The sequence below is a fragment of the Arthrobacter sp. JSM 101049 genome, assembly GCF_041679245.1.
In the GTDB taxonomy this organism is placed as follows: Bacteria; Actinomycetota; Actinomycetes; order Actinomycetales; family Micrococcaceae; genus Arthrobacter_H.
The window spans coordinates 493,808-519,667 of sequence record NZ_JBGFFC010000002.1 but is presented as its reverse complement, the minus strand read 5'-3'; the positions used below and the strand labels follow the sequence as shown (position 1 = coordinate 519,667).

General features: G+C 69.3%; 24 protein-coding genes. 11 read left to right on the top strand and 13 right to left on the bottom strand.

Annotated elements, in window-relative coordinates; all coding sequences use genetic code 11:
* Window positions 1-65: 65 nt before the first annotated feature.
* On the top strand, window positions 66-839 hold the full coding sequence (locus AB8M85_RS07565) for a CocE/NonD family hydrolase C-terminal non-catalytic domain-containing protein (protein ID WP_372698162.1): 774 nt from the start codon (window positions 66-68) through the stop codon (window positions 837-839).
* 42 nt (window positions 840-881) lie between these two features.
* Here AB8M85_RS07565 and AB8M85_RS07560 read toward each other — a convergent pair whose 3' ends face one another.
* The 5 genes from AB8M85_RS07560 to AB8M85_RS07540 all read right to left on the bottom strand — a co-directional run bounded on the left by AB8M85_RS07560 (window position 882) and on the right by AB8M85_RS07540 (window position 4,379).
* Window positions 882-2,312 (bottom strand): phytoene desaturase family protein, encoded by a 1,431-nt coding sequence (locus AB8M85_RS07560; protein ID WP_372698161.1) that lies wholly within the window; start codon window positions 2,310-2,312, stop codon window positions 882-884.
* Between the two features lie 51 nt (window positions 2,313-2,363).
* Window positions 2,364-2,873 (bottom strand): hypothetical protein, encoded by a 510-nt coding sequence (locus AB8M85_RS07555; protein WP_372698160.1) that lies wholly within the window; start codon window positions 2,871-2,873, stop codon window positions 2,364-2,366.
* A gap of 39 nt (window positions 2,874-2,912) precedes the next feature.
* Window positions 2,913-3,440 carry a hypothetical protein gene (locus AB8M85_RS07550; protein ID WP_372698159.1) on the bottom strand — a complete coding sequence of 176 codons (528 nt, stop codon included), beginning with the start codon at window positions 3,438-3,440 and terminating at the stop codon, window positions 2,913-2,915.
* 47 nt (window positions 3,441-3,487) lie between these two features.
* Window positions 3,488-3,739 carry a hypothetical protein gene (locus AB8M85_RS07545; RefSeq protein WP_372698158.1) on the bottom strand — a complete coding sequence of 84 codons (252 nt, stop codon included), beginning with the start codon at window positions 3,737-3,739 and terminating at the stop codon, window positions 3,488-3,490.
* Between the two features lie 238 nt (window positions 3,740-3,977).
* Window positions 3,978-4,379 carry a GNAT family N-acetyltransferase gene (locus AB8M85_RS07540; protein WP_372698157.1) on the bottom strand — a complete coding sequence of 134 codons (402 nt, stop codon included), beginning with the start codon at window positions 4,377-4,379 and terminating at the stop codon, window positions 3,978-3,980.
* 300 nt (window positions 4,380-4,679) lie between these two features.
* Between AB8M85_RS07540 and AB8M85_RS07535 the strand changes: the two genes are divergently transcribed.
* Window positions 4,680-6,785 (top strand): catalase, encoded by a 2,106-nt coding sequence (locus AB8M85_RS07535; RefSeq protein ID WP_372698156.1) that lies wholly within the window; start codon window positions 4,680-4,682, stop codon window positions 6,783-6,785.
* A gap of 159 nt (window positions 6,786-6,944) precedes the next feature.
* Complete coding sequence (locus AB8M85_RS07530; protein WP_372698155.1) at window positions 6,945-8,117, top strand: alcohol dehydrogenase catalytic domain-containing protein; 1,173 nt, start codon at window positions 6,945-6,947, stop codon at window positions 8,115-8,117.
* A gap of 73 nt (window positions 8,118-8,190) precedes the next feature.
* Here AB8M85_RS07530 and AB8M85_RS07525 read toward each other — a convergent pair whose 3' ends face one another.
* The 7 genes from AB8M85_RS07525 to AB8M85_RS07495 form a co-directional block, all read right to left on the bottom strand.
* Complete coding sequence (locus AB8M85_RS07525; RefSeq protein ID WP_372698154.1) at window positions 8,191-8,607, bottom strand: CBS domain-containing protein; 417 nt, start codon at window positions 8,605-8,607, stop codon at window positions 8,191-8,193.
* A 61-nt stretch (window positions 8,608-8,668) separates the two neighbouring features.
* Complete coding sequence (locus tag AB8M85_RS07520) at window positions 8,669-8,947, bottom strand: hypothetical protein (RefSeq protein WP_372698153.1); 279 nt, start codon at window positions 8,945-8,947, stop codon at window positions 8,669-8,671.
* Between the two features lie 146 nt (window positions 8,948-9,093).
* The gene (locus AB8M85_RS07515) at window positions 9,094-9,882 is read right to left on the bottom strand and encodes a glycosyltransferase family 2 protein (protein ID WP_372698152.1); all 789 of its coding nucleotides are present in this window, start codon (window positions 9,880-9,882) and stop codon (window positions 9,094-9,096) included.
* 4 nt (window positions 9,883-9,886) lie between these two features.
* On the bottom strand, window positions 9,887-11,287 hold the full coding sequence (locus AB8M85_RS07510; protein ID WP_372698151.1) for a PIG-L family deacetylase: 1,401 nt from the start codon (window positions 11,285-11,287) through the stop codon (window positions 9,887-9,889).
* The gene (locus AB8M85_RS07505; protein WP_372698150.1) at window positions 11,281-12,333 is read right to left on the bottom strand and encodes an acyl-CoA dehydrogenase; all 1,053 of its coding nucleotides are present in this window, start codon (window positions 12,331-12,333) and stop codon (window positions 11,281-11,283) included. Before AB8M85_RS07505 ends, AB8M85_RS07510 begins: the two co-directional genes overlap by 7 nt.
* Window positions 12,334-12,355: 22 nt before the next feature.
* A complete protein-coding gene (locus AB8M85_RS07500) occupies window positions 12,356-13,372 on the bottom strand; it encodes a DNA topoisomerase IB (protein WP_372698149.1) in 1,017 nt (338 codons plus the stop codon).
* Window positions 13,373-14,422, bottom strand: a complete 1,050-nt coding sequence (locus tag AB8M85_RS07495; RefSeq protein ID WP_372698148.1) for a Ku protein — start codon at window positions 14,420-14,422, stop codon at window positions 13,373-13,375.
* Window positions 14,423-14,573: 151 nt separating this feature from the next.
* On the opposite strand from AB8M85_RS07495, the gene AB8M85_RS07490 reads away from it, so the two are divergent.
* The 7 genes from AB8M85_RS07490 to AB8M85_RS07460 all read left to right on the top strand — a co-directional run bounded on the left by AB8M85_RS07490 (window position 14,574) and on the right by AB8M85_RS07460 (window position 20,576).
* Window positions 14,574-17,093, top strand: a complete 2,520-nt coding sequence (locus AB8M85_RS07490) for an ATP-dependent DNA ligase (RefSeq protein ID WP_372698147.1) — start codon at window positions 14,574-14,576, stop codon at window positions 17,091-17,093.
* A 138-nt stretch (window positions 17,094-17,231) separates the two neighbouring features.
* Window positions 17,232-18,155, top strand: a complete 924-nt coding sequence (locus AB8M85_RS07485; RefSeq protein WP_372698146.1) for an SDR family oxidoreductase — start codon at window positions 17,232-17,234, stop codon at window positions 18,153-18,155.
* On the top strand, window positions 18,152-18,640 hold the full coding sequence (locus AB8M85_RS07480; RefSeq protein WP_372698145.1) for a hypothetical protein: 489 nt from the start codon (window positions 18,152-18,154) through the stop codon (window positions 18,638-18,640). The genes AB8M85_RS07485 and AB8M85_RS07480 overlap by 4 nt, the downstream gene beginning before the upstream one ends.
* Window positions 18,637-18,912 carry a hypothetical protein gene (locus AB8M85_RS07475; RefSeq protein ID WP_372698144.1) on the top strand — a complete coding sequence of 92 codons (276 nt, stop codon included), beginning with the start codon at window positions 18,637-18,639 and terminating at the stop codon, window positions 18,910-18,912. Before AB8M85_RS07480 ends, AB8M85_RS07475 begins: the two co-directional genes overlap by 4 nt.
* Entirely contained in the window at window positions 18,843-19,865 is a 1,023-nt protein-coding gene (locus tag AB8M85_RS07470) for an NRAMP family divalent metal transporter (protein ID WP_372698550.1), read from the top strand. Before AB8M85_RS07475 ends, AB8M85_RS07470 begins: the two co-directional genes overlap by 70 nt.
* Window positions 19,862-20,254 carry a PRC-barrel domain-containing protein gene (locus tag AB8M85_RS07465; protein ID WP_372698143.1) on the top strand — a complete coding sequence of 131 codons (393 nt, stop codon included), beginning with the start codon at window positions 19,862-19,864 and terminating at the stop codon, window positions 20,252-20,254. The genes AB8M85_RS07470 and AB8M85_RS07465 overlap by 4 nt, the downstream gene beginning before the upstream one ends.
* Complete coding sequence (locus AB8M85_RS07460) at window positions 20,241-20,576, top strand: PRC-barrel domain-containing protein (protein WP_372698142.1); 336 nt, start codon at window positions 20,241-20,243, stop codon at window positions 20,574-20,576. The genes AB8M85_RS07465 and AB8M85_RS07460 overlap by 14 nt, the downstream gene beginning before the upstream one ends.
* 50 nt (window positions 20,577-20,626) lie before the next feature.
* Here AB8M85_RS07460 and AB8M85_RS07455 read toward each other — a convergent pair whose 3' ends face one another.
* Entirely contained in the window at window positions 20,627-23,038 is a 2,412-nt protein-coding gene (locus AB8M85_RS07455) for a phosphoketolase (protein WP_372698141.1), read from the bottom strand.
* A gap of 189 nt (window positions 23,039-23,227) precedes the next feature.
* On the opposite strand from AB8M85_RS07455, the gene AB8M85_RS07450 reads away from it, so the two are divergent.
* A complete protein-coding gene (locus AB8M85_RS07450) occupies window positions 23,228-25,747 on the top strand; it encodes a hypothetical protein (protein WP_372698140.1) in 2,520 nt (839 codons plus the stop codon).
* Window positions 25,748-25,860: the final 113 nt, after the last annotated feature.

The following is a 25,860-nucleotide window of genomic DNA, read 5'->3' as shown; positions in this document are numbered from 1 at the left end:
CGGTGCCCTGGTGTACGAGACGGAGAGGTTGGAGGAACGGCTCGAGGTCTTCGGCCGGCCGGCCGGTGGCGACCTTCGAGATTTCCGCCGACAAGCCCGTGGCGCAGCTCGCCGTCCGGCTCTCCGACGTGGCCCGGGATGGGGAATCCACCCGGGTGACCTACGGGCTCATGAACCTCACGCACCGCGACAGCAGCGCCAATCCGGAGCCGCTGGAACCGGGCAGGCGCTACACGGTGGAGGTGCCACTGAACGGGCTGGCCCAAGCCTTCCCGGCGGGGCACCGCCTGCGGTTGTCGGTCTCGACGTCGTATTGGCCCCTGGTCTGGCCCGCGTCGGAAGCCGCGACCGTGGCGATCCACAGCGGGGGCAAGCTCGAGCTCCCCGTTCGGGCGCCGCGGGCCGACGACGGGGAGCTCAGGCCGTTCGACGAGCCGGAAGCGGCGCCCGAGCTGGAAACGACCCTGCTGGAACCGGGCACGCATGGCTGGCGGATGATCCGCGATCTGGAATCAAACGTGTCGACGGTGGAGATCATCAACGACCAGGGCACCTTCCGGATCGCTGAAACGGGAACGGAGATCCACCGGATCTCCAACGAGTGGTACAGCTTCCGCTGGAACGAGGTGAATTCCGTCCGCGGCGAGACGCAGACCGTGCGCCGCTATGAACGCGGGGACTGGCGGACGGAAGTGGATACCCGCACGGTGTTGACCTCCACGCCCATGGAATTCGTCATCAATGCGCAGCTGGACGCCTATGAACTGGATGACCAGCATGGCAATCGCCGGGTCTATTCCCAGAACTGGCAGCGGAGCATCCCGCGGGATCTGGTCTGAGAGAGGTGGTCGTTGGAGCGGCGCCGCCGGTCGCCGGGTCCGTCAGCGCCGTTCCCGCTCCCAGTCCTTGAAGACCGCTTCGGCTGCATGCCACCCGGCCATGCCATGCACGCCGCCACCCGGAGGGGCTGACGACGAGCAGATGTACAAGCCGGTTTGGCTTGTGTTGTAGGGCCTGAGGGTGGGTACTGGGCGCAGGATCTGCTGCGTCCCCCGCAGGGACCCGCCGCCGATGTCGCCCCCTACCAGGTTCGGGTTCCAGGACTGCAAGGCGTCCGGTGGCGTTTCGATCCGTTCGACGATGCGGTCCCGGAAACCCGGGGCGAAGCGTTCGATCTGGGCATCGATGAGCGGGCCGACCTCGGCCTGGCAGCCGTTGGGCACGTGGGCATAGCTCCAGAGGACCTGCCGGCCGCCGGAGACGCGGCTCGGATCGGCCATCGACTGCTGGGCGGCCATGACGAATGGACGGTCCGGGAGGCGTCCTTTCCCGGTCAGGTGCTCGGCATGGACGAGCTCCTCGAAACTGCCCACGACGTGGACCGTTCCCGCGTGCGCGGTCCGCTCATCCGTCCAGGGCACCGGTCCGTCCAGGAGATAGTCGACCTTGAAGGCGCCGGTGCCGTACTTCCAGCGGCGCAGCCACCCGCGGTAGCGTCCGGACAGCTGCGTGCCGGCCAGGTCCAGGATCTGCCGGGGGGTGAGGTCGAGCAACACGGCATCCGCGGCGGGCAGATCGCGTAGATCGGTGACCGGGGCGCCGGTCTTGACGTGCACGCCGTTTGAGCGCAGGACCGCCAGGAGGGCTTCGATGATCTGGCCCGTTCCGCCCCGGGCAACCGGCCATCCCGACGTCTGGCCCAGTCCTCCGAACACGACGCCAAAGGCGGCGCTGAACGGGTGGCCCAGCGGCAGCATGGAGTGTGCCGCAGATCCGCCGAACAATGCACGGGCTTCGGCAGTCTTGAAGAAGCCCCGGGCCAGTGCGGCAGCGGGCCACAGGGCGCGCATGCCGAAAGAAGCCATGGGCTGCAAATGCGGCGGTGGCCGCAGCAGCGGGCCCGTGATGTTCTCCAACGTCTGCAACGGTTGCGCGGTCACCGGACGATGGACGCGCAGCCAAGCGGCGGCGTCAGCGCCAAATTGTGTCGCCGTCGCCGCGGCATCGCGGTGCAGGATCGCGGAATCCTGTCCGGACAGGGGATGGGCCATGGGATAACGCGGATGCACCCACTCCAGCCCGTGCTCTTCCAGGCCCAGCGCGCGGAAGGCCGGGCTCCCAACGCCGAACGGGTGCGCCGCGGCGCCCAGATCCGTGATCATGCCCGTTCCGAGCGGTTCGCCCGAACGGGCGCCGCCGCCAGGCTCGGCGGCCTGTTCGTAGACTGTCACCTCAACGCCGCGACTGGCCAGCAGGCCGGCGGCGGCCAAGCCGTTGGGGCCGGACCCGACGACGATGGCGCTACGGTTCATGTCAATGCCTCTCTATTGCGGCGTGGGGACCACATTGCTTGCCGGGAACCCCTATTGGATGGGGAAGAACCGTTTCTCCCAGGTGCGCGAAATGATGTCGCGCATCTGGTCGAGCTGGTGGTCGGCGCGCTGGTCCAGATCCTGCAGGAGGGGAACGTCCAGACGGCCGTCCCGGGTGGCCACGAGCATGAGCGTGCCCCACATCGCCTTCTTGGCGCGGAGCATGCCCATGAGGATGTCCAGTTCAACTTGCGTCATTGCCGCGTCCCGCTTGCGCAGGAAGTTCACCGGATTGAGCCTACCTGCCAATCTCACCCCGTGGGTGAGTGCCTGCTTGAGGGGGTGCGGCCGGTAGCCCAGGGTGCGGATGATCCTTTCCAGGTCCGCATGGTCGTCCGTGACCTGGCGAACCATCGCCGTGAACAGGGGTTCGACCGGTGTGCCCGTCCACGTGCTCACGGCGGCCTTGAAGGCGTTCATGCCGCCTTCCGATCCGAGAAGGTGCTCGTTGAGGTAGGCGGCGTACATGACGTGGTCGATGGTGCCGGGATTGTTCTCCATGTTGGTTCTCCTGGGTCTGTGGCCACCGTCTTGGCATGGTCATGGCCCGCCGCCGGGGCGGCCGGTGGCCAGCGCCGTCCTTCCGGGGGGACGGCGGTGGCCGGCGTGCAACTGTGGCCGCAGCAAGGTGGGACTGGCGGCGTGCTTGATCCGGGTCTTGATCCACGCGAGTTGCTTGCCTGTTTCGCTGGAACAGTGGTCAATGACGCGGACGAAATCGCGGTCTTCCAACCCGCGGCCGGCTTGCATCAGGACCGTCCAGCCCACATCCACCAGGCAGGCCGAGAGGTAGAGGTCCTGGAATTGGAGGAACCGGGTGGGCCGGCTGCCTTCGTCCGGCGGGGATGGCCCCGTGCCTGCGGGGCCGGGCATGGGACCTGACGGACCGCCGTAGCGCTCCAGAAGCGCGTCGAGGGCGTTGGCATGTTCGCGCCCTTGGTTCGCCAAGGCCAGGAAGAGCGTCCTGTCGGAGTGGCCACCGGATGGGGAACCGGCGACACGGGCGTAGGAATCTGCCAGCCCCAGTTCCGCCTGCTGGAGGCTGAGCAAATATTCTGGAAGGTCCACGGTCGTCCTCCGATCGGATCCATTGCCCGTGCGGGCAGCATCTCGGTCTAGGTGCTGCCGGCCCTCCAGGTGGCGGGAAGGCTGGCGGCGAGATGGCCGAAAAAGCCATCGCATTGGCTGCACCAATAGGTCACATCCCAGCCGCCGGTCCCTCCCGGCAGGATGCTGGGCTGGATGTTGTCCGGGACCAGGTACTCGTCGGTCCCGCAGTGGGCGCAGGTGCACGGCTGTACTTCGTCGGAGCGCAGGGGACGGAGGAAGTTGTCGGGCACCGGTCGAAGGTGGTAGGAAATGCTCACGGCGGGCTCCTGGCAGGTGAGGGTGCCGGGAAGAACCTTCCCATGGCACGGCTGGCGGTGCACCCCCGCTGCTTGAAGGTGGCGTCCGCGCCGGCGTTCGGCTGGCAAGCAGCCGGAACGAGCGGCGTCCGGTACTGTCCATCGTTTGCCGCCCTCGAATCGGAAGTCAAGGGCTTTTGCCCTCACGCCCGACCTGCAGACACGCGGTCTGCGAGGGCGGCAACTCGGACACATTCGGCTAGCCGGCCACTGGAACCCGCATCCGTGCCCGACGCGACCCGGTCAAGCGCACGTAGTCCAAGGGGGCGACGGGCTCGGGGTGGCCCTCGGCGTGGGGCGGCTCGCCCAGCCGGGCATGCCAGGCTGGCGGAACAAGACCGAGATACTGCCGGTTGCTCGCCAGGAAGGCACGCAGCGCGGGGCAGAACGGTACGACGGCAACACGGCTGAAATGGGCATCCTCGAGGACGCGGCGCAGGAGCGCCGTGACCAGGTCCGGTGACTTGTAGTTGCGGGCGAGACTGGAATGCAGGATCCACATCTCGTTCCCCGACATGCGGTACTGGACGTAACCGGCGAGTTCGCCGGCCTCGAAGAGCTGGTACTGGAATTCTTCGCGATTGTTTTCGATGACGGGCATGTTGTGTACCCTCCCCGTCACGGCGGGCAGTAAGCGGGCCGTGACTTACTTCTGTCGAAGAGTTTTTTACGGCCCGCTGCTGAACCGTGACTTCAGCTTACGGATAAAGAGGAGAAGTGACAATGTTTGGAAATTGTGAGTTCTCCTCGAGTTCCCTGACAGGTCCGACCGGGACGCAAAGCCTTGACTCCCCGGGCGGATCCCGGCCTACCGTGGCTTGGACGGACACTCCGGGGTGTGACATGGCGCCCTGTCTCCGGTGTCCACACGGCAGCGCAGTTGTCCGACGGAGGAACCAGCATGACCAATCCCAGCCCAGAACCCCACACCCGCGCGAAGGCCAACGGCAATACGGAACCGGACCACCCCCAAGGCAGGACGCTGACCACCAGCCAGGGAACCCCGGTGGGGGACACCGATCATTCGCTGAAGGCCGGACCACGCGGACCGGTGCTGCTGCAGGACCACCATCTGCGCGAGAAGATCACCCATTTCGACCACGAACGGATCCCTGAACGCGTCGTCCACGCCCGCGGAGCCGGCGCGCATGGCCGGTTCGTCAGCTATGGGACCGGCGCCAAGCTCACGCAGGCGTCCTTTCTGGCTGAAGGCGTGGAAACGCCGGTGTTCGTGCGCTTCTCCACGGTGGCCGGTTCCCGGGGCTCAGCCGATACGGTCCGCGATACCCGCGGCTTTGCCACCAAGTTCTATACGGAAGACGGGGTCTACGACCTCGTCGGCAACAACATCCCGGTCTTCTTCATCCAGGACGGCATCAAGTTTCCCGATGTCGTCCATGCCGTCAAACCGCATCCCGATCTTGAGATTCCGCAGGCCCAATCAGCACATGACACGTTCTGGGACTTCGTCTCCCTGCACACCGAAGCGCAGAACCACACCATGTGGTTCATGGCGGACCGCGGGATTCCCCGGTCCTTCCGGATGATGGAGGGTTTCGGGGTCCACACGTTCAAGCTCATCGCCGCGGACGGCACGACATCGCTGGTGAAGTTCCACTGGAAGCCCAAGCTCGGCGTGCACTCCCTGGTCTGGGAGGAAGCACTGCTCACGAACGGAAACGACCCCGACTTCCACCGGCGTGATCTGGCCATGGCCATCGATGCCGGTGCGTTCCCGGAATGGGAACTCGGCGTGCAGGTCTTCCCCGACACGGAGGAGCAGATGTTTGAGGGCATCGACCTGTTGGATCCGACGAAGTTCGTCCCCGAGGAACTGGCTCCGGTGCAGATGCTGGGGAAGATGACGTTGGATCGGAACCCGTCGAACTACTTCGCAGAGACCGAACAGGTCGCCTTCCACCCCGGCCACCTGGTGCGGGGGATCGATGTCACCAATGACCCGCTGCTGCAGGGCCGCCTCTTCTCCTACATCGACACGCAGATCACCCGGCTGGGAGGCCCCAATTTCTCCCAGCTGCCCATCAACCTCCCCCACGCGCAGGTCAATGATATGTTGCGGGACGGCATGCACCAGACCTACATCCACGAGGGCATCGCCCCGTACCACCCGAACTCGCTTGATGGCGGCTGCCCGTTCATGGCCGGCGAGGGCGATTCGACGCGGCTGCCGTTCATCGACGTCCCGGAACACATCGCCGAGTCGGTGAAGGAACGCCGCAACCCGGCCACCTTCGAGGACCACTTCAGCCAGCCGAAGTTGTTCTACCGCAGCCTGTCCCGGCAGGAACAGCTGCACGTGCAGCAGGCCTATTCGTTCGAGCTGGGAAAGTGCACCAGCGAGGAGGTCCGGAAGAACCAGCTGCAAGCCCTGGCGAACATCGACGCGCAGCTGTGCGCCGAGGTCTCCACGGCGCTGGGGCTTCCGGCTCCGGAACCCGACACCGAGGTCGAGGACCGCGCCCCGAGCCCGGCCGTTTCGCAGGTGGGCAAGACCTGGCCGGTAGACGGGCGGGTCATCGGCATCGTCGCGGACCACGCCACGGAAGGCCGTGTCATCGAGACCCTGCTGGCCGCCACACACGCGGCAGGCATGACGCCGCTGCTGATCGCGCCGACCGGTGGACGCCTGGCGGATGGATCGCCGGTGGACCGGACCTTCTTGACGGGGCGCTCGATGGAATACGACGCGTTGATCCTCGCTGCCGCCCCGGCAGCCGGGCCGGACGCGCAGACCGACCTAGACACCAAGGCCGGGGCCGTTGTGCCGCCGCAGGCCGGCGACCTGGACCCGAGGTTGGTGCTCCTGCTCCAGGAGGTCTACCGCCAGGCCAAAGCCATCATCCTAGCCGGCCCGGGAGCGGGGGTCATGGCCGGCTCCGGGTTGCCCGTCGAGTCGCCCGGCGTGCGCGAGGCGGCACCGGACCAGGCAGTCGAGGCAGCGGCCGAGTTGCTGGCATCGCACCGTGTCTGGGAGCGATTCGCCTGACGGCCGTTGCGGTGAGGGCGGCCCCGTCCGGCTCCCCAGGCCGGCCGGGGCCGCCACCCGTTCATTCCGGGGGCATAGAGCACAACCGGTTCACAGGCGTCGCCGCCGGTGCTTGACTGGCCCTGACCGCCGCAGACGTTCCAACACTATGGAGGAACCATGAAGGCCTTGACCTGGCAGGCGAAACGGACGATCGAATACTCCGACGTCCCGGACCCGCGCATCGAGGAAGCCGACGACATCATCATCCAGGTCACCTCGACCGCCATCTGCGGATCCGACCTGCATCTGTACGAACTGCTCGGCCCCTACATGCACGCGGGCGACATCGTGGGCCATGAGGCCATGGGCACCGTGCAGGAGGTTGGTTCCGGCGTCTCCCGCGTGAAGGTCGGGGACCGGGTCGTCATCCCCTTTAACGTCTCCTGCGGCACCTGCTGGATGTGCACGCGCGGACTCCAGTCCCAATGCGAGACCACCCAGAACCGCAGCCACGGCAAGGGGGCAGCGTTGTTCGGCTACTCCGAACTCTACGGGCGAATCCCCGGCGGCCAGGCGGAGTACCTGCGGGTGCCCTACGGGGACTATGCCGCCATCGTGGTCGGCAGCGAACTGCCGGACCACCGCTATCTGTTCCTTTCCGACATCCTGCCCACCGCGTGGCAAGGAGTGGCCTATGCCGACGTGCCCGATGGCGGGACCCTCGCGGTGTTCGGGCTCGGCCCGGTGGGGCAGCTGGCGGCCCGCATCGGCGTCCACCTGGGGCACCGGGTCATCGGCATCGACCCGGTGCCCGAACGACGGGCCATGGCCGCCCGGCATGGGGTGGAGGTCCTGGACTTCTCCTCCGGGGTGGCCGGTGAACTCCGGGAGCTGACGCAGCGCGGCCCCGATTCGATCGTCGACGCCGTGGGCATGGAAGCGCATGGTTCGGCCACAGCGAAGACCCTCCAGGAGGCGACGGGGCTGCTGCCCGACAAGATCGCCCAGAAAGCCATGGAGACCGCCGCGGTCGATCGCACCGCGGTGCTGCACACCGCCATCGACGCGGTCCGGCGTGGGGGGACGATTTCGCTCAGCGGCGTCTACTCGGGCAAGGTCACCCCGATGCCCCTGCTGGATATGTTCGACAAACAGATCCAGTTCCGTGAGGGCCAGTGCAACGTGCGCCGGTGGGTCGATGAACTGCTGCCGATGGCCGAGGACCCCGCCGACCCGTTCGGCCTGGATGACCTGGTCACGCACACCGTCCCGCTGTTCCGCGGTCCCGAGCTGTATTCAACGTTCCAGAAGAAGGACGACGGCTGCATCAAGGTGGTGTTGCAGCCCTGACCGCCCGGGTGCCACATGGCCGTGGCCCCACGTTCCCTCGGGGGAACGCGGCGCCACAACGGGCGGGCATCGCCTAGTCGAAGGAAATGAACTCCACCAGGTCCCCGACCCGCTCGCGCGGGTAGCTGCGGGCGATGTCGGCCTGGCTGAGCATGCCCACGAGGTCGTGGCCGTCGATCACTGGAAGCCGACGCAGCTGGTGCTTCTGCATCGTGGAAATGGCTTCCTCAATGTCGTCGTCGGCGCCAATGGTGACGGGCTTGCCCCCGCCGAGCTCGCCGGCCAGCGCCGTGCGGGGGTCACCGCCGGTCGCCAGGCATTTCACCACGATGTCGCGGTCCGTCACGACGCCCTTGAGCCGGTTGTCGTCGCCGCAGATGGGCAGGGAACCCACCTCCAGCTGCACCATCTTCTGTGCCGCCTGCTCAAGGGTCTCGTTCTCGCCAATACATTCGGCGGAACCTGTCATGTAATCTCGCGCAGTTGCCATGTCTGCAACCCTCGTCCGGGGTAGTGTGCGGAGTATTCCAGGACTGGCTCGGGACTCCGGGCTAGCGGGAGACCAGCTTGAAGAACGTGCTGGGCTCCCCGCTGCTCTTCTGCTCCTGGTACAGCAGGGCCAGGTTGGACGCATCGAACTTGTCGAACCAGTCCTCCCAGGAGATGTGCGCCAGCTCGTCCTCTCCGGTCCCGCCAGGGAAGTCGAAACGCAGGATGCCGGGATCGTCGGCGTTCCCGGTGGCGCGCACGCACGCAGGGGTGCCGTCGAGCTTTTCGGCCCACGCACGGATTTCGTCATGGTCCGTTGTGGTGGTGGATTCTGATGACATCTGATCTCCCAACTGCCCCGGGGCTGCCGTGAGGCGGGTATGCGGCCTGAGCGTGTCGGCGCTGTGGTGGTTGTCCGCCACCGCGTGGCGGGATGCCAGCCGGAGCTCTGGAGGGGCGCCGTTTCCGGCTGCCAACACCTTTGACGTTACGGGCGGTGCCCCACGGTGTCCACGAATTGCGTCTCCTCGCAGGCGATGGCGTCCCCGATGCCCCCGGGGGCGGGCAGGCTGGAGAGGTAACCGGCAAATCCGTGCGCGGTCCGGCCCCGGAGCCGGGCGGAGGTGACAACTTGTGGTTCCCCGCTGGACCGTACGGTGGCGCCACAGGCACGAAGCGCCCGGACCAGGCCGACGTCCTCGTTGCCGGGAACCGGCTGGAAACCCCCGGCGTCCCGGTAGGCCGAGGCCCGTACCCCGAGATTGGCCCCGTGGATGTGCGGGTGGCACTCGGCCCGGACATAGGCGGATCGCCACGCGGCGAACCGGGCTGGCCCCAACTCGGCGATGTCGGGTTCAACGGTGCCGACCAGGGCATCGGCACCCGCATCGGCTGCCTCCGCGAAGAGCTCGAGCCAATCGGGAGGGACGCGGGTGTCGGCGTCGGTATTGGCGACCCACCAGCGAGGCAGGGACGGTCCAGGGCAGCCCGCGGTGGCCGCGGCCACCCCCAACGCCCGGGCTGCCCCGACGCAGCGGGCATCGGTGGTGACCACGCTGATCCTCGTGTCCGCTGCGGCTGCCGACGCCGCGATGGAGGCCGAGCCATCGGTGCAGGCATCGAGGACGACGATGAGCCGTGTCCGAAGGCGCTTGTGGTTTTCCGCCCGGTCCATGGCGGGCCGGATGTGCGCCAGTGCGGAGCCGAGCAGCCGTTCCTCGTCATGCACCGGAACAACCACGACGATCCGCTCGAGCGGTTCGACCCTGCTATTCAACGGGCTATTCATCGGTGCCGCCGGGGGAGCGGAGGATTTCGAGCAGGAAGTCCTCTTCGCGGTGGTTGACGATGGTCGTCCATCCAAGCGCATGGGCCAGCTCGTGCGCTTGCACTCCGTCGAGTTCCCATCCGTCGATCGGGTGGAGCCAGTGGCAGAGCAGCAGGTCCCCGCCCGGAGCCAGCGCTTGGGCGGCCGCGTAGAGCAGTTCCTGCCATTCGCTCCGGCCCAGGAAGTAGCCGATCTCGGAGAGCACGACCAGATCGAGCGAGCCCTCGGGCATCCGGGGCCAGCCGGAGGGAAGATCGGCACGCAGCAGGGAGACGTTCCCGACTGCCTCCAGGCGGGTGCGGGCCGCCTCCAACGCGACCTGGCTGGCGTCGATCCCGAGTACGCGGGAACAGCGGCGCGCCAGCTCGGCGGTGAGGACGCCGATCGAGCACCCTGCCTCGACGGCCGCGGCATACTGCTCGCGGGGAAGTGAAGCGAGGGTGATGGCCCGTTTGCGGCGTTCGTAGCTGCTGTCCAGGTAGTCCCAGGGATCGCGGTTCCGGCGGTAGAGGTCGTCGAAGACACTGGCTGCCGAGGTGGAATCCCGTGGTACCGGAGGTGTCCAGCGGAATGTCTCGGCCGGTCGCCGGAAGTGTTCCAGGAACCCCGCACCGAGCAGCACCTCGTCGCCCGGGGCCGGGGAGAGCGCGCTGGTCTGGGAGCGATGTGCGGCGAGGGCATCCTGCTTGGCCTCTTGCGCGCGCGTGTCCAACGGCAGCCTCAGCCAGTGCCGCCACTCCGGATGCATCGGCGTCGCCCAGTGCCAGTACCAGATGGGGAATTCCAGCAGGCCCAGGTGCCGCCGGGCCGCGACCTGTGCTGCGCAGGACCCTGCGGCGTCGTGGTCCGTGTGGGCATCGAAGCGATACGGCGCCGCGAGCACGGTACGCGCGGCGGGCGGACGGCCGGACACCCCGGCGGGTTCGTCGACGGCCGAGGTGACGGCCGACTCGAGGACGTCGGCGTGGCGGGCCAGCCCCCCGTCGGGCAGGCCGAGGTGCTCCCATGACAGGCCGGTCGGATCGGATGCTCCATCGCGCAGCAGCCGCAGGGCGGCATCCAGTTCCCGGGTGCGCAGGGCGGCCAGTTGCCCCGGGGCGTGCGTGGGGGAGCCGGGATGGGAGGCCTCCCCGGCGGATAATACGATGACGTGGACGGTCGCCCCCTCCTGCAGGGCGGTGTGCACCAGACCCGCAGCTCCGAGCGATTCGTCATCGGGGTGTGCCGCGACGACGATGAGCCGTTCCCCGGCCCCCGGCACGACCCCGGCATCCAGCGGCGGCAACCGGCCCGCGCCGGCAGCGGCCCAGGCACTCTCCGGGGTGCCGGAATCCTCATGGCTGAAGGTCACCATGGACAGGTCCCCCCGGCAGGTCCCGCCCCGGAATCCTCCACCAGCAGGCGTCCCAGGGCGGCGTCGTCCCGCGCGGCATGATGCTGGCGGATGTACACCTGGAGATCGGAGACGCGCCGGGCATGTTCGGCATCGAAGGCCAGCGGGCCGGGGCCCATCGCCTGGCCGCAAATGGCCAGCATGCGCTCGCAGAGGGAGGCGATGTGCCCCCGCACCCGGTGGGCCTGGCGCCATCCCACCCGGCCGGTATCGACGGAACGGGCGGCGTCCGCCAGCAGCGAAGCACCGGAGGCCAGCAACCGGTCGGCTTCGCCCAGCCAGGCCAGGGCCAGCTGGTCGGGCTTGCGGCGTCCTGCCGCTGCGTGCAGGCTCCGGAAGAGCCCGACCGCCCCGCCGAACCAGCAGGAGGCGACGGCCAGGGAGCCCCAGGCGAATCCCTCCCGCTGGAGGTACCACCCGGTCTCGCCGACGGGGTGGGCGACGGCGTCGTCGAAGCGGACCGGGCCGCTGGGTACGCCGGACAGGCCGTGGCTGGCCCAGGTCCCGGGCACGGGCACGACGCCGGCCTGGCGCAGGTCGAGCGCGAAAGCCCGCCTGCCATCGGGAACAGTTGCGGTGATGACGGCGGAATCGAGGCTACCGGCAAGCGAGCACCAGGGCTTGTCACCGGAGAGCAGCCAGCTGCCGTCGTCGTGCCCTTCGACTGCGTCCAGCCGCGCTCCGGGGCCCTCGGCGGCGAAGACGCCCCACATAATTCCGGGCTCCCACCCGACGCCGGCCTGGTCGAGGATCGCCGCGGCGTCCAGGTGGGGCTCCAGGGTGCGCGCGGCGGTGAGGTCCAGTGCGGCCACCGAGGCCAGCAGCTGCCATAGCGCGGCGGTTTCCCCGTGTCCGGGAAGCGGCGGGGTGCCCGTCTCCGCCCGGAGGGCGTCCAGTATGGGCGACGGGTCGCCGGCACAGCGTCCTGCCGCTGCCAGCACGGCGGACGCGAAGGCGGTTTCGGGCATGGCGCCAGCGGGGGTGAACTGCACGGTCTGGGGGTCCACGGCAGCCTCCTGCACTCGACGTCTACTCAAACGCCACCTTAGCGGCTGTCGTCTCGGCTGCGGATTCGCCCTCGGAGAGCAGGGCCAGGACCGCCCGGTCCTGCTGACGGCGGAAATCCGCCACCTGGCCCTGTTCGAACAGCGCCACCACCCGCGGGTTGATGTAGGAGGTGCGGGCGATGGCCGGGGTGTTGTGCAACCAGGCGGCGGCATCCTGCACGGCGGCGGTCACCGCTTCCGGGGCGGTGGTCCCCGCGCGGTAGGCCAGGGCCAGGGAGCGGGCGGCGATCACCGTACCCTGCCAGGTGCGGAAGTCCTTGGCGGTGAAGCCATGGCCGGCAATCTCGCCGAGGTAGCCGTTGATGTCCGTGTCGGAGACGCCGTGCCAATCCTTTCGGCGGCCGGTGGCAACGGCGTAGCAGATCGCCGGGGCGGTGCGCGGAGTGTGCGGAATGGCCTCGAAGAACGCGGGTAGCTGCTCGTCCCGCAACACCACGTCCCACTCGCCGGAGGACTTGCCGGTGAAGTGCAGGTGGACGCGGTCGCCCTCCACACGGACGTGGCGGCGTTGCAGCGTGGAGACACCGAAGGAACCGTTCTCCTGGGCGTAGGTGCTGCCGCCGATGCGCAGTCCGGCGTGGTCCACCAGGCGGATCGCCGCGGCCAGTGCCCGATGGCGGGGGTCGCGGTCCTGCTTCAGATCGCGGGTCACGGCGCGGCGGATGGCCGGCAGCGACTGGGCGAAGGAGAGCGAGCGGGTGAACTTTTCGCTGTCGCGGATTTCCCGCCAGCGCGGGTGGTAGAGGTACTGGGTGCGTCCTGCCGCATCCACCCCCGTTGCCTGGATGTGCGCGTTCGGCTCCGAGGCGATCCAGACATCGGTCCAGGCCGGCGGGATGACCAGATCGCGGATGCGCTCCAGCGTGATGGCGGAGGTGATGCGCCGCCCATTGGCCGAGATATATGTGAATCCGCGTCCTGCCTTGCGCCGCGTGATGCCGCCGGTGCCGGGCTGGACGCGCCGGAGCCGCTGGCCCACCTAGGCTCCCTTCTTGGCCGCGGTCCTGGCGCCGGACTCCTGGGAGGCTGGCTTCTTGGCGGTCGACTTCCTGGCCGTCGACTTCTTCTCGGTCGTCTTCTTCTTCGGGCCCGACTTCCGGGAGGAGGCCTTGTCAGGTGCCGCGTCGTCCTTCTTCGCGGCCTTCTTGGCGGCCGGCTTCTTCGTCGCTGGTTTCTTCGAGGCCGGCTTCTTCGCGGCCGGCTTTTTGGCGGCAGCCTTGCCGGAGGTCGAGCGCTTGGTCTCGACGCTGCGCTTCAGGGCCTCCATGAGGTCGATGACATCGCCGGAACCCGAACCTGCCTCCTCCTGCGCCGCCTCCCGGTCGCCGAACGTCGCATCGGTATCCAACGTGTCGCCCTGCTTGAGCTTCTCGTCGATCAGCGTGCGCAACTCGACCTGGTATTCGTCCTCGAACTCCTCCGGGGTGAAGTCGTCGCTGAACTGGTCCACCAGCGCCGCGGACATCTTCAGTTCCTTGTCGCTGATCTTCGTCGTCGTCTTCGTTGCCGGGAAATCGACCTCGCGGACTTCATCGGCCCAGAGCATCGCCTGCAGCACCAGGACCTTGTCGCGCACCCGCAGCAGGCCCAGCCGGGTCTTCTGGCGCAGCGCGAACTTCACCACCGCGGTCCGTTCGGTGTCCTCCAGGGTCTGGCGCAACAACGTGTAGGCCTTCGGCGACTTCGAATCCGGCTCGAGGTAGTAGCTGCGCTCGAGCATCATCGGATCGATCTGCTCGTTCGGGACGAACTGGACGACCTCGATCTCCCGGCTCTTCTCCGACGGCAGCGACTCCATGTCCTCGTCGGTGAGCACCACCGTGCGCTCGCCTTCCTCGTAGGCCTTGTCGATGTGGTCGAAGTCGACCTTCTTGCCGCAGACCTCGCAGCGGCGCTGGTAGCGGATCCGCCCGCCGTCGGCGTCGTGGACCTGGTGCAGGTCCACGTCGTGGTCCTCGATCGCCCCGTAGGCCTTGACCGGCACGTTGACCAGGCCGAAGGCGACGGCGCCTGTCCATATAGCCCTCATGCCCCCAGTGAAGCACCGGCAATGGCAGGTGACCAGCCATCGGGTTGCCGGTGGACGAATCCGCGCGCCGGAGGGACCGGAGCCCGTGCCGGAGGGACTGGCCAAGCAGTGGCACGACGGGCAGAGTGGTGCTGGACGGAAGGGAAGCCCCATGTCACCACGTGCGAACGAGCAGCTGGTCGACGTCTCCGGACGGCGGCTGAAGGTCAGCAACCTCGACAAGGTCCTGTACCCCGAGACGGGGACCACCAAGGCCGACGTCCTGCGCTATCTCGCCGGGGTGGCCCACGTCCTCATCCCGCAGGCAGCCTGGCGCCCGGTGACCCGGAAACGCTGGGTCCACGGGGTGGGAACCGCGGACAAGCCCGGCCAGGTGTTCTTCCGCAAGGACCTGGAGGATTCGGCACCCGAGTGGATCCCGCGCGTGGAGTTCAAGCACAAGGACCACACCAACATCTATCCGCTGGCCAACGAGCCGGGCGTGCTGGCCTGGTTCGGGCAGCTGGCGGCGCTGGAACTGCACGTTCCGCAGTGGCGGTTCACCCCGCAGGGCCAGCAGGGAACCCCGGACCGGCTGGTCCTCGACCTCGACCCGGGGGAGGGCGCCGGGCTGCCCGAATGCGCGGAAACGGCGTTGCTGTGCCGCGACCTGCTGGCGGACATGGGCCTGGACAGCGTCCCGGTCACCTCGGGGTCCAAGGGCATCCACCTCTACGCCCCGCTCGACGGCAGCTACACCTCCGCACAGGTCTCCGAGGTGGCCCACGAACTGGCCCGCGCCCTCGAAGCCGACCACCCCCAGCTGGTGGTCTCCGACATGAAGAAGTCCCTGCGGACGGGCAAGGTGCTGGTGGACTGGAGCCAGAACAACGGCGCGAAGACGACCATCTGCCCGTACTCGCTGCGCGGGCGGTCCCATCCCACAGTGGCCGCGCCCCGGACCTGGGAGGAGATCGAGGACCCGAAGCTGCGCCACCTGGACTACCAGGAGGTCCTCGAGCGGGTGGACGACGGCCTCGACCCGCTGGCCGGGCAGGCCTGGACCGGCAGCACCACCCCCGACCGCTTGGAGAAGTACCGGTCCATGCGCGACGCGTCGAAGACCCCCGAACCGGTGCCCGCGGAGCCGGCATCGGCCCGCGACGGCGAGCCGAGCTTCGTCATCCAGGAACACCATGCAACCCGCCTGCACTGGGATTTCCGGCTCGAGCACTCCGGGGTGCTGGTCTCGTGGGCCGTGCCCAAGGGGCCCCCGCTGGATTCCGGGCAGAACCGGTTGGCCGTCATGACCGAGGACCACCCGCTGGACTACGGCTCCTTCGAGGGCACCATCCCGAAGGGCGAGTACGGTGCCGGCGAGGTCACCATCTGGGACGCCGGGACCTGCGACCTGGAGAAATGGCGTGAGGGCAAGGAGGTCATCGCCGTGCTCCATGGCAGGCCCGACGGCGGACTGGGCGGGGTGCCGCGGCGCTACGCCCTGGTCAACGCCCCTGGCATGGGAGACGAAAAGAACTGGCTGATCCACCTGACGAAGGACCAGCCCGAACCGGGCGATGCCGAGGGCGCCCCGAAAACCACGGAGGCCACGACAACGCCGGAGGACACCGGATCCCGCCGCAAGGCCACGGGCCGGGGGAGCGGGCGCACCTCGACGGCACGCGCCGCCGACGCGGCGCCGGACACCGGGGACCTTCCGGCCCCGATGCTCGCGACCAAGGGCACGACGGCGGACCTCGACTCCGCCGACGACTGGGCCTATGAGATGAAATGGGACGGAATCCGGGCCATCGCCGGGGTGTACGGAGGACGCGTGGCGTTGGCCAGCCGCAACGGCAACGACCTGACCGCCGCCTACCCCGAACTGCAGGAACTCGCAGGGCTCGCCGGGGACGGTGCGGTGCTCGACGGCGAGATCGTCGCTCTGGATGCCTCCGGCCGACCCGACTTCGGCAGGCTGCAGCAGCGGATGAACCTGACCCGCCGCCGCGAGATCGAGGCCATTGCCGCCAAGGTCCCGGTGCACTACATGGTCTTCGACGCGCTGCGGCTGCCGGCCAGCCAAGATGGGAACGGGGACGGGGATGTCCGCCAGCTGATGCGCTCGCCGTACGCCGAACGCCGCGAGGCGATGTTCGACGCGGTCACCGAAGGCGAACACATCCACCTGCCGGTGGCGCACACCGGCAGCCTGGCCGAGGCGATCGGCACCAGCCGGGAACTGCGCCTGGAAGGCATCGTCGCGAAGAAGACCGACGGGCGCTACGTGCCGGGCAAGCACAGCCGCGGCTGGGTCAAGATCAAGCACGAGTCCCACCAGGAGGTCGTTGTCATAGGCTGGCGTGCCGGGGGCGGATCGCGCCAGGGGACCGTCGGGTCGCTGCTGCTGGCCGTGAACGACGACGGTGCCCTGCACTATGCCGGCCGTGTCGGCACCGGGTTTTCGGCCGATGAGCTGGACGAGGCGAAGGCCCGGCTGGGACGCATCACCCGCAAGACCCCTGCCGTCGACGATGTCCCGACCGCGGATCGCCGGGACGTGAGCTGGGTGAGCCCGAAACTCGTGGGCGAGGTCAGGTTCAGCGAGGTCACCGGGGACGGGCGGCTGCGCCATCCGGTCTGGCGCGGCTGGCGGCCGGACAAGGACCCAGGCGACGTCCACTGGGAATGACGGCTCCCGGACGTGACGTCCACCACCACAGGCTGGGCGGCGAACGAATCCATTGCCCGCCACCCGGTGGTGCCATAGCGTGAAAACCGGAAGCACCACCTGTCCACCGGGCAGTCCACGACGACGGAGGCCATTCACATGGAACAGCGCGACCCGAACCCGCAGGACGCAGCCGCCCAGCTGGAGCTGGACAACCCCGTGACCCGCCACCCGAAGATCTCCCCGCCCAAACAGGACCAGCCGGAACCGGGACTGGACACCCGGCTGGAGCCACGCGCCGACCACGGCGAGGACAGCTATGTCGGCACCGGCCGGCTCGTCGGGCGCAAGGCCCTGGTGACCGGAGGCGATTCGGGCATCGGCGCGGCGGTCGCCATTGCCTTTGCCCGTGAAGGGGCCGACGTCGCCATTGCCTACCTCCCGGCCGAGGACGAGGACGCCCGCCACGTGATCTCCGTGATCGAGGCGGAAGGACGGATCGGCGTGGGGCTGGCCGGAGACCTGCTGGACGCCGACTACCGCAACTCACTGGTCGACCAGGCAGCCGAGGCCTTGGGCGGGCTGGACATCCTGGTGAACAACGCCGGCAAGCAGATCGCCATCGAGAAGCTCGAGGATCTGGACGACGAACAGGTCATGCAGACCTTCCAGGTCAACATCCTGGCGCAGTACACGCTTTGCCGGGCCGCCCTGAAGCATTTCCCCGATGGGGCCAGCATCATCAACACCACCTCCGTCCAGGCCTACGAGCCGTCCCCGACCCTGCTGGACTACGCCGCCACCAAGGCCGCGATCAAGGCCTTCACCAAGGGGCTGGCCATCCAGCTCGCCCCCCGCGGCATCCGCGTCAACTCCGTGGCGCCCGGCCCGATCTGGACGCCCTTGCAGGTCTCGGACGGCCAACCCAAGGACAAGCTGCCGAAGTTTGGCCACAACGTGCCCCTGGGCCGGGCCGGGCAGCCGGTGGAACTCGCCCCTGCGTACGTCTTCCTCGCCTCCGCCGAGTCCAGCTACGTGGTCGGGGAGACCCTGAACGTCAACGGCGGCAAGCCGACGCCATGAGCCACGGAACGACGAGGGCGCCCGGACGGCCGGGCGCCCGGCTCGCCACGGTCCTGCTGGCGGCCCTCGCCGTGATGGTCCTGCTCACCGGGTGCGTCACGCAGCAGGGCGGGACCACCGGCAAACTCGGCCGGGCGGCGGCCGAGGTGGAATCCTCGCTCACCAGCGCCGAACTCGGCCTGGACCAGGAGCGCGCGGGTTTGACCCTCCCCGGCGCCGTCGACACCCTGTTGGAGAACATGCTCAAGGACGTCAACAAGGCGGCAGCGAAGATGGGCAAGCTGTCGCCGAAGACCACCACCGAACGCGACCAGCAGCGCCGCGCCCTGGAACTGGCCGGGGAAGCCGAGCAGGCCCTGGCCACGGCCCGCGCGAACCTGCAGCTGCCGGGCACGGCACCGGGAACGTCGGCGGCCTCCGACATCGAGCAGCTGGCGAAGCTGGCTGACACGATCGGGCACGCGACCGAAGGCTGGTCCCGATGAAGCGGCTCATGGGGGTTGCCCTCGGCATCCTGACCGCGATCGGCGGCTTCGTCGACATCGGGGACCTGGTCACCAACTCGGTGGTCGGTGCCCGCTTCGGCATGGGCCTGGCCTGGGTCGTCATCGTCGGGATCATCGGCATCTGCGCCTTCGCCCACATGTCGGGCCGGGTGGCGGCGGTCAGCGGACGGCCACGTTCGAGATCATCCGCGAACGGCTGGGGGCGCGTGCCGCCGGAGCCAACCTGCTGGCCTCGTTCTTCATCAACCTGATGACCGTCACCGCCGAGGTCGGCGGCATCGCCCTGGCCCTGCAACTGGCCAGCAGCATCACCTACCTGGCCTGGGTGCCGGTGGCGGGGTTCTTTGTGTGGCTGGTGGTCTGGCGGGTCAAGTTCAAGATCCTCGAGAACGTGGCCGGCATGCTGGGCTTGTGCCTGGTGGCCTTCGGCGTGGCCCTGTTCCAGCTCGGGCCCAACTGGCTGGAGCTGGCCGGGCAGGCGCTCAATCCCACGGTGCCCGGCAGCGAGAGCCCCTGGACCTACTGGTACTACGCCGTGGCCCTGTTCGGGGCGGCCATGACCCCCTACGAGGTGTTTTTCTTCTCCTCGGGGGCGATCGAGGAGAAGTGGGGGCCCAAGGACGTGGCCCAGTCGCGGATCAACGTCCTGGTCGGATTCCCCCTTGGCGGCCTGCTGTCCCTGTCGATCGCCGCTTGTGCCGCCGTCGTGCTGATGCCCCAGGGGATCACCGTCTCCTCGCTGTCCCAGGTGGTGCTGCCCGTGGCGGAGGCCGGGGGCAAGATCGGCCTGATCGTGGTCCTGGTCGGCATCCTGGCCGCGACCTTCGGGGCGGCGCTGGAGACCACCCTCTCCTCGGGCTACACCCTGGCCCAGTACTTCGGCTGGACGTGGGGCAAGCTCCACCGCCCCGCCGAGGCAGCGCGGTTCCACGTCGCGATGATCGCCACCCTGCTGGTCGGCGTCGCGATCCTGGCCACCGGCGTGGACCCGGTCATGGTCACCGAGTTGTCCGTGGTGTTCTCCGCGGTGGCGCTGCCGCTGACGTACATTCCGATCCTGGTGGTCGCCAACGACCCGGAATACATGGGCGACGCCGTCAACGGGCGGTTCCTGAACGGCCTGGGAACGATCTACCTGGTCATCATCCTTGTCGCGGCCGTCGCGGCGATCCCGTTGATGATCATTACGGGGGCTGGAGCATGACAACCCAGAACACGGCACCGGCCGGCAAGGTCCTGGACGCGGTCCTGCACCTGCTCGACCGGCAGATCTACGACACCGACGGACTCGTCGTGTCCGTCGTCGACGATATCGAGATCTCCCTGCCCGACGAGGGGAAACCCATCCTCCCGGGAGCCCCTGCCCCGGAGATCACGGACCTGCTCATGGGCCCCACGCTGGGGACCCGGCTGTTTGGCGGGCAACCGCCGCTGGAGCGCATGATGCGCATCCCGTGGTCGGATGTCGCCCGGGTGGGAACGGTCCTGGTGCTGCGCAACCGGGCCGAGGGCCTTCCGGTGCGGTGGGTGGAACATTGGCTGCGCGACCACGTGATCGCCCGGATCCCTGGAGGCCGCCATGATCCTGAGTGACCTGCTCGGCTCCGAGGTGCGCGATGCCCAGGGGCAGAAGGTGGGCCTGGTCTCCGACGTGCGTTTCGTCCTGGACGGCCCGGTGGCCGGTTCCGGTTCCATCGCCGGTGCCCGACTGGTGGGCCTCGTCGTCGGGCGACACCGCGCCTCCAGCTTCATGGGCTACGAACGCCGTGGGGTGAACCGGCCGTGGCCGTTGGCCGGGATCCTGGGCCGCCGGGACCGCGCGTCCTTCCTGGCACTGTGGTCCGATATCGAGTCGATGCGGCCCGGCCACGTCGTGCTCCGCGCCGGATTCACCCGCCACGACGCCTCGCTGTAGCCCGAACCGCCTGTTGCAGCGGATCAGCGCGTAGACGGTCAACGGACGGGTCAGAGGGTCCAGCCGGTGATGGCCTCCGCGTCCTCGCCGTGGAGGCGCGTGTGGTCCTTGGCTTCCTCCAGCCGCTTGCCGTACCGGGCCCGCAGCTCCGGGTACCGCTCGTCCAGGCCCGGAACACGGTCCAGGACGTCGAGGGCCAGGTGGAACCGGTCGATCCGGTTGAGCATGGCCATGTCGAAGCCGGTCGTCGTCGTTCCCTCCTCGAGGTAGCCGCGGACATGGAAGTTCTCGTGGTTGGCCTGCCGGTACGTCAGCCGGTGGATCAGCCACGGGTACCCGTGATAGGCGAAGATGACGGGCCGGTCGCGGGTGAAGTAGCGGTTGAAGTCCTCCTCCGTGAGCCCGTGGGGATGGGCCTGGTCGTCCTGCAGGCGCATCAGGTCCACCACATTGACCACCCGCACCCGCACGTCCGGGGCGTCCTCGCGCAGCAGGGCGGCCGCGGCGACGACCTCGGCGGTCGGGACGTCGCCGGCGCACCCCAGGACGACCTCCGGCTCCTGGCCGGCGACTTCGGTGCCGGCGAAGTCCCAGGTCCCGATCCCGGCCGCGCAGTGCTCCCGGGCCTGCTCGAGGGTGAGCCACTGCAGCGCCAGCGCCTTCCCGGCGACGACGACGTTGACGTAGTCCCGGGTGCGCAGCACGTGGTCCATGGTCACCAGCAGCGTATTGGCATCGACCGGGAAGTAGGCCCGCACGACCTCGGGCTTCTTGTTCAGCACGACGTCGATGAAGCCGGGGTCCTGGTGCGAGAATCCGTTGTGGTCCTGCTGCCAGACGTGGGAGGAGAGCAGGTAGTTCAGGCTGGCCACCGGCTGGCGCCAGGGCAGCTCGCGGTGGGACTCGAGCCACTTGGCATGCTGGTTGAACATCGAGTCGACGATGTGCACGAAGGCCTCGTAGCAGTTGAAGACCCCGTGGCGGCCCGAGAGCAGATACCCTTCCAGCCAGCCCTGGCAGAGGTGCTCGCTGAGGACCTCCATGACCCGGCCGGCGCGCGCCAGGTGCTCGTCGACGTCGTACAGTTCCGGTTGCCAGACCTTGTCGGTGGCCTCGTAGACGGCGGAGAGCCGGTTGGAGGCGGTCTCGTCGGGGCCGAAGAGCCGGAAGGTGTGGGGGTTCAGCGTGATGACCTCGCGCATCCAGGCTCCGAGGTTGATCATGGCGCTGCTGCGTTCGGTGCCCGGTGCGGGGACGTCCACGGCGTGGTCGGCCATCGTCGGCAGCACGAGGTCCTCCAGCAGCAGGCCGCCGTTGGCCACGGGGGAGGAGCCCATGCGCAGGCGGGGCGGCGGGGCGAGCCGGACGGTTTCGGGCCGGGGCGCGCCCGCTGCGTCGAACAGCTCGTCGGGGCGGTAGGAGGCCAGCCAGTCCTGCAGGACGGCCAGATGCCCCGGGTCCTCGCGCACGTCGGTGACCGGGACCTGGTGGGCGCGCCAGGTGCCCTCCACCTGGAGCCCGTCCACCACGTCGGGTCCCGTCCAGCCCTTGGGGGAACGGAACACGATCATCGGCCAGGCTGGCTGCTCGGCATCGTGTCGGCCTGCCGTGTCGGAGTGGTCGTCGCGGGCCCGCTGCTGGATCGCCCGGATGTCCGCCAGGCAGCCGTCGAGGGCGCGGGCGAAATCGCGGTGGGCGGCGGCATGGTCGGATGGGTCGGCCACGGTGACCAGACGCGGGGCGTAGCCCAGCCCCTCGAAGTAGCGGCGCAGCCGGTCCTCGGGCATGCGGGCCAGCACCGTCGGGTTGGCGATCTTGTAGCCATTCAGGTGCAGGATGGGCAGCACGGCGCCGTCGTGCACCGGGTCCAGGAAGGCGACGGACTTCCACGAGCCGGCCAGCGGCCCGGTTTCGGCCTCCCCGTCGCCGACGACGCAGGCGCTGACCAGGTCCGGGTTGTCGAACACCGTGCCGAAGGCGTGGGCCAGCGAGTAGCCGAGCTCGCCGCCCTCGTTGATCGACCCGGGGGTTGCGGGGGCCGCGTGGCTGGGGATGCCGCCGGGGTAGGAGAACTGCTGGAAGAGCCGGCGCATGCCCTCCTCGTCCGGGGTGATCTCGGGGTAGATCTCCGTGTAGGAGCCCTCCAGGTAGGTGTTGGCCACGTTCGCGGGCCCGCCATGGCCGGGGCCGGTCACGAAGAGCATCTGCTGCCCGGCGGCGATGATGGCCCGGTTCAGGTGGGCATAGATGAAGTTCAACCCCGGCGTGGTGCCCCAGTGGCCCAGCAGCCGGGACTTGATGTCCTCGGGTTCGAGTCGGCGGCGCAGCAGGGGGTTCCCGCGCAGGTAGATCTGACCCGCGGAGAGGTAGTTCGCCGCCCGCCACCAGCGTTCGAGGTCCTGCACCTCTTCCGGGTCCATCTGCGGTCCGTCGGGCGTGGGGCGCTGGGTGCTCGTCTCCATGCCCGCACTCTACGGGCCACGGCCGGCCGTGTCAGCGTCCTGCGTGGCTGTCCGGCCGGGCTCCTTGCCGTGCCCCGTGCCGTGCCGTGTCGCGAGCCGTGTCGCCCTGCCACGCCGGGGCGCCAACCCGTCGGCCGCAGGTGGGATCGTGGTTCACTGGCAGCAGGACACGATGCGGAAGGGGCCGGGATGGGATCCGAACAGCGGGCCGCAGGCGATGGGTACCACCTGCTGGAACTGCGCATCCACGGGGTCCTGAACACCCCGCCGTACCAGATGCTCGAGACGACGCCCGACCGCGTGGTGGTCAGCCGCGGCGACCGGCTGGCCGGCTTCTCGACCTACCGCACCCCGCGCCCGGCCACCGCACCGCAGGATCGCCGCGTCGAGGCCTACGCCTGGGGGCGGCTGGCCCGCTTCACCGGGGTGCCGGCGCTGGGGGCGATCGGCGACGCTCTGGTCAAGGTCCTGTGGTTCGCCCTGGCGCCGTTCGGCCTAGCCAACACCGCGTATTGGTCGCGCAGCCAGATCGGCACCGGCAGCGTTCCCGACCAGGACGCGGGCACCGGCGGCCAGCACCGGTGGATCGCCCACACGATCAGCACCGGACGCGGGGCCGGGACCATGCGGCTCTACGGCCTGCTGCTCAGCCTGCTGTTCATCACGACGGCGGCCACGGTGGCGTGGGACATGATCGCCCGGCAATGCCTCGATGCGGCCCAGCCTGAGGGCAGCCCGGCCGCGACCTGCCCGGGCGCCGCTACCGTGCTGGCGCCCTTCGCCGGCTGGAGTGGCGGCGCGCGCGAAGCGGTGCTGCTGGTGCTGCCGCTGCTCTCCCTGGCCGCGGTGGTGGTGCTGCCCCTGCTCGGCCGGACCCGCTACCTCACCGGCCCCTCGCGTCCGGGGCGGGTACCGCCGGGCACGGCCCCGGTGACCCCCGGTGCCCCCTTGCTGGCCCAGCGCGATGTGTGGCTGGTCGGGTCCGGGATGGGCCGCTTGCGGCGGATCCATTCCGGGGCGGCACTGTCCTGGCTCGCGGCGATCGTGGCGTTCGACCACTCCGATGCCCTGGGATCCGCCGACGGCCCGACCGGCTGGCATGCGGTGGCCTGGCCGCTGGCCACCGGCGTGGCGGCGCTGCTCACTGTGGGCGGGGCGGTGTGGATCGTGAAGCCACAGGCCCAGGTCGCCGGGGACCGGCCGCGCCGGCACGTGGCCTACCTGGCGGCCGGGGCGCTCGTCCTGGCCGGGGTCATCGGGCTGGGCCTGGCCGATCCGGCCGGGGGACGCGGCGGCCGGGCCGGGGCGATGGCGGCGACGGTCATCGTGCTGGCGGTGGCCCTCGCGCTGGCGGTGCTGCTGGCGCAGTCCGAACAGGCGGCCCGGTCCCTGGGCGGATTCGAGGCCCCGGGGCAGCCCAGCCGGGGGCGCGAGGTGCTGGGGTGGAACGGCAGGGGCCCGTTCGTGCTCGGGTCCCTGGCCGCGGGGTTCGCGCTGCTGCTCTCCTTCGCCGTCGTCCTGGGGGCCGGATGGGTGCTCCGGGGGCCCACACCTCCCTTGGTCTACGTGCTGCAGGGGGCCGGATTCCTGGTGCTGCTGGTCGTGGCCCTGTCGTGGTTGGCGTTGCGCCAGGCCGGTATCCACCGGCGGGCCGTGCCGCTGAAACCGGGACACGTCGCAGCGATCCGGGAGGAGCTGCTCGCACAGGCCGGCCACTGGACCACCGGGCCGATGATCGAGCACGCGGCCGAGGCCGTCTACCGGGCCCGCCGCAAGGCCGCGTTGCTGCGCCGCATGGAGGTGTACCTGGGCTGGCTCGGGTGGGCCGTCTTCGTGGGAATCTGCGTCGGATGGGCCGCGCTCGTCCCGTCGTTGGGCGGTGCCCCGACTGAAACGGGAGGTGCTTGGGGTGTCCTGCGCGCACTCGGGGACCTGGGCCTGTGGGCCGGCATGATCGCCGTCGTCGTCCTGTACCTGCTCTCGCGGCGTTCCGAGGCCAGGCCCCTGGGGCTGCTCTGGGACCTGATGTGCTTCCTGCCCACCCAAGCCCACCCGTTCGGCCCGTCGTGCTATGCCGAGCGCGTGGTCCCCGAAGTGGCGGACCGCATCGTCGACTGGTTTGCCGACACGACGGCGCAGCCCGGACAGGAGCAGCCCGGACAGGAGCTCCGCACCCGGGAGCGGCGCCTGGTCATCTCCGCCCACTCGATGGGGATCGTCCTGGCCGTCGCGGCCCTGTTCCAACTGGGCGCCCGCGGCCTGGCCGAGTCCGACCGGGAGCGGATTGGCCTGCTCAGCTACGGCTGCCAGCTCCGGCGCTACTTCTCCCGTTTCTTCCCGGCGGTGTGCGGCCCGGATGTGCTCTCCTTGGTGCCGTCGGGCCCGCCCTCGGCCACCGCACACGACCCGTGGCCGACTGCCCCCGCCGGGGAGCCGGACGGGAAGGAAGGGACCACCGGGCCAGGACCGGTCCTCGTGCGTCCTGGCTCGCTGGGAAGCGTCATGGGGGACCGGTGGCTGAACCTCTACCGCCCCACGGATCCGCTGGGGTTCCCGGCGCGGTACGTCGGCGGCGGGCCCGGCGCGGACCGCAGGGCGGCCTCCTACCGGGAGCGCGGCTACCAGTTCATCGCTGCCGGTCACGGCCATTACCTCGAATCCGCCGCCTACGTCCGGGCGTTCGCGGACCTGCGGGGCCGGCTGGGGTGAGGGCCGGAGGCGCGGACGTCCCGCCCACGCAGAAGAAGGCGGCCGGGATGCACTCCCGGCCGCCTTCTGCAAAGGTGATCGGCATCGGAGCAATCTTGGGGGGAAAACAGCTC

Excerpts from the sequence above, each read along its gene's own strand:
- AB8M85_RS07560 (WP_372698161.1), bottom strand. The coding sequence starts at position 2,312 with ATGAACCGTAGCGCCATCGTCGTCGGGTCCGGCCCCAACGGCTTGGCC.
- AB8M85_RS07555 (WP_372698160.1), bottom strand. The coding sequence starts at position 2,873 with ATGGAGAACAATCCCGGCACCATCGACCACGTCATGTACGCCGCCTAC.
- AB8M85_RS07540 (WP_372698157.1), bottom strand. The coding sequence starts at position 4,379 with ATGCCCGTCATCGAAAACAATCGCGAAGAATTCCAGTACCAGCTCTTC.
- AB8M85_RS07535 (WP_372698156.1), top strand. The coding sequence starts at position 4,680 with ATGACCAATCCCAGCCCAGAACCCCACACCCGCGCGAAGGCCAACGGC.
- AB8M85_RS07530 (WP_372698155.1), top strand. The coding sequence starts at position 6,945 with ATGAAGGCCTTGACCTGGCAGGCGAAACGGACGATCGAATACTCCGAC.
- AB8M85_RS07525 (WP_372698154.1), bottom strand. The coding sequence starts at position 8,607 with ATGGCAACTGCGCGAGATTACATGACAGGTTCCGCCGAATGTATTGGC.
- AB8M85_RS07520 (WP_372698153.1), bottom strand. The coding sequence starts at position 8,947 with ATGTCATCAGAATCCACCACCACAACGGACCATGACGAAATCCGTGCG.
- AB8M85_RS07510 (WP_372698151.1), bottom strand. The coding sequence starts at position 11,287 with ATGGTGACCTTCAGCCATGAGGATTCCGGCACCCCGGAGAGTGCCTGG.
- AB8M85_RS07495 (WP_372698148.1), bottom strand. The coding sequence starts at position 14,422 with ATGAGGGCTATATGGACAGGCGCCGTCGCCTTCGGCCTGGTCAACGTG.
- AB8M85_RS07490 (WP_372698147.1), top strand. The coding sequence starts at position 14,574 with ATGTCACCACGTGCGAACGAGCAGCTGGTCGACGTCTCCGGACGGCGG.
- AB8M85_RS07485 (WP_372698146.1), top strand. The coding sequence starts at position 17,232 with ATGGAACAGCGCGACCCGAACCCGCAGGACGCAGCCGCCCAGCTGGAG.
- AB8M85_RS07480 (WP_372698145.1), top strand. The coding sequence starts at position 18,152 with ATGAGCCACGGAACGACGAGGGCGCCCGGACGGCCGGGCGCCCGGCTC.
- AB8M85_RS07475 (WP_372698144.1), top strand. The coding sequence starts at position 18,637 with ATGAAGCGGCTCATGGGGGTTGCCCTCGGCATCCTGACCGCGATCGGC.
- AB8M85_RS07465 (WP_372698143.1), top strand. The coding sequence starts at position 19,862 with ATGACAACCCAGAACACGGCACCGGCCGGCAAGGTCCTGGACGCGGTC.
- AB8M85_RS07460 (WP_372698142.1), top strand. The coding sequence starts at position 20,241 with ATGATCCTGAGTGACCTGCTCGGCTCCGAGGTGCGCGATGCCCAGGGG.
- AB8M85_RS07455 (WP_372698141.1), bottom strand. The coding sequence starts at position 23,038 with ATGGAGACGAGCACCCAGCGCCCCACGCCCGACGGACCGCAGATGGAC.
- AB8M85_RS07450 (WP_372698140.1), top strand. The coding sequence starts at position 23,228 with ATGGGATCCGAACAGCGGGCCGCAGGCGATGGGTACCACCTGCTGGAA.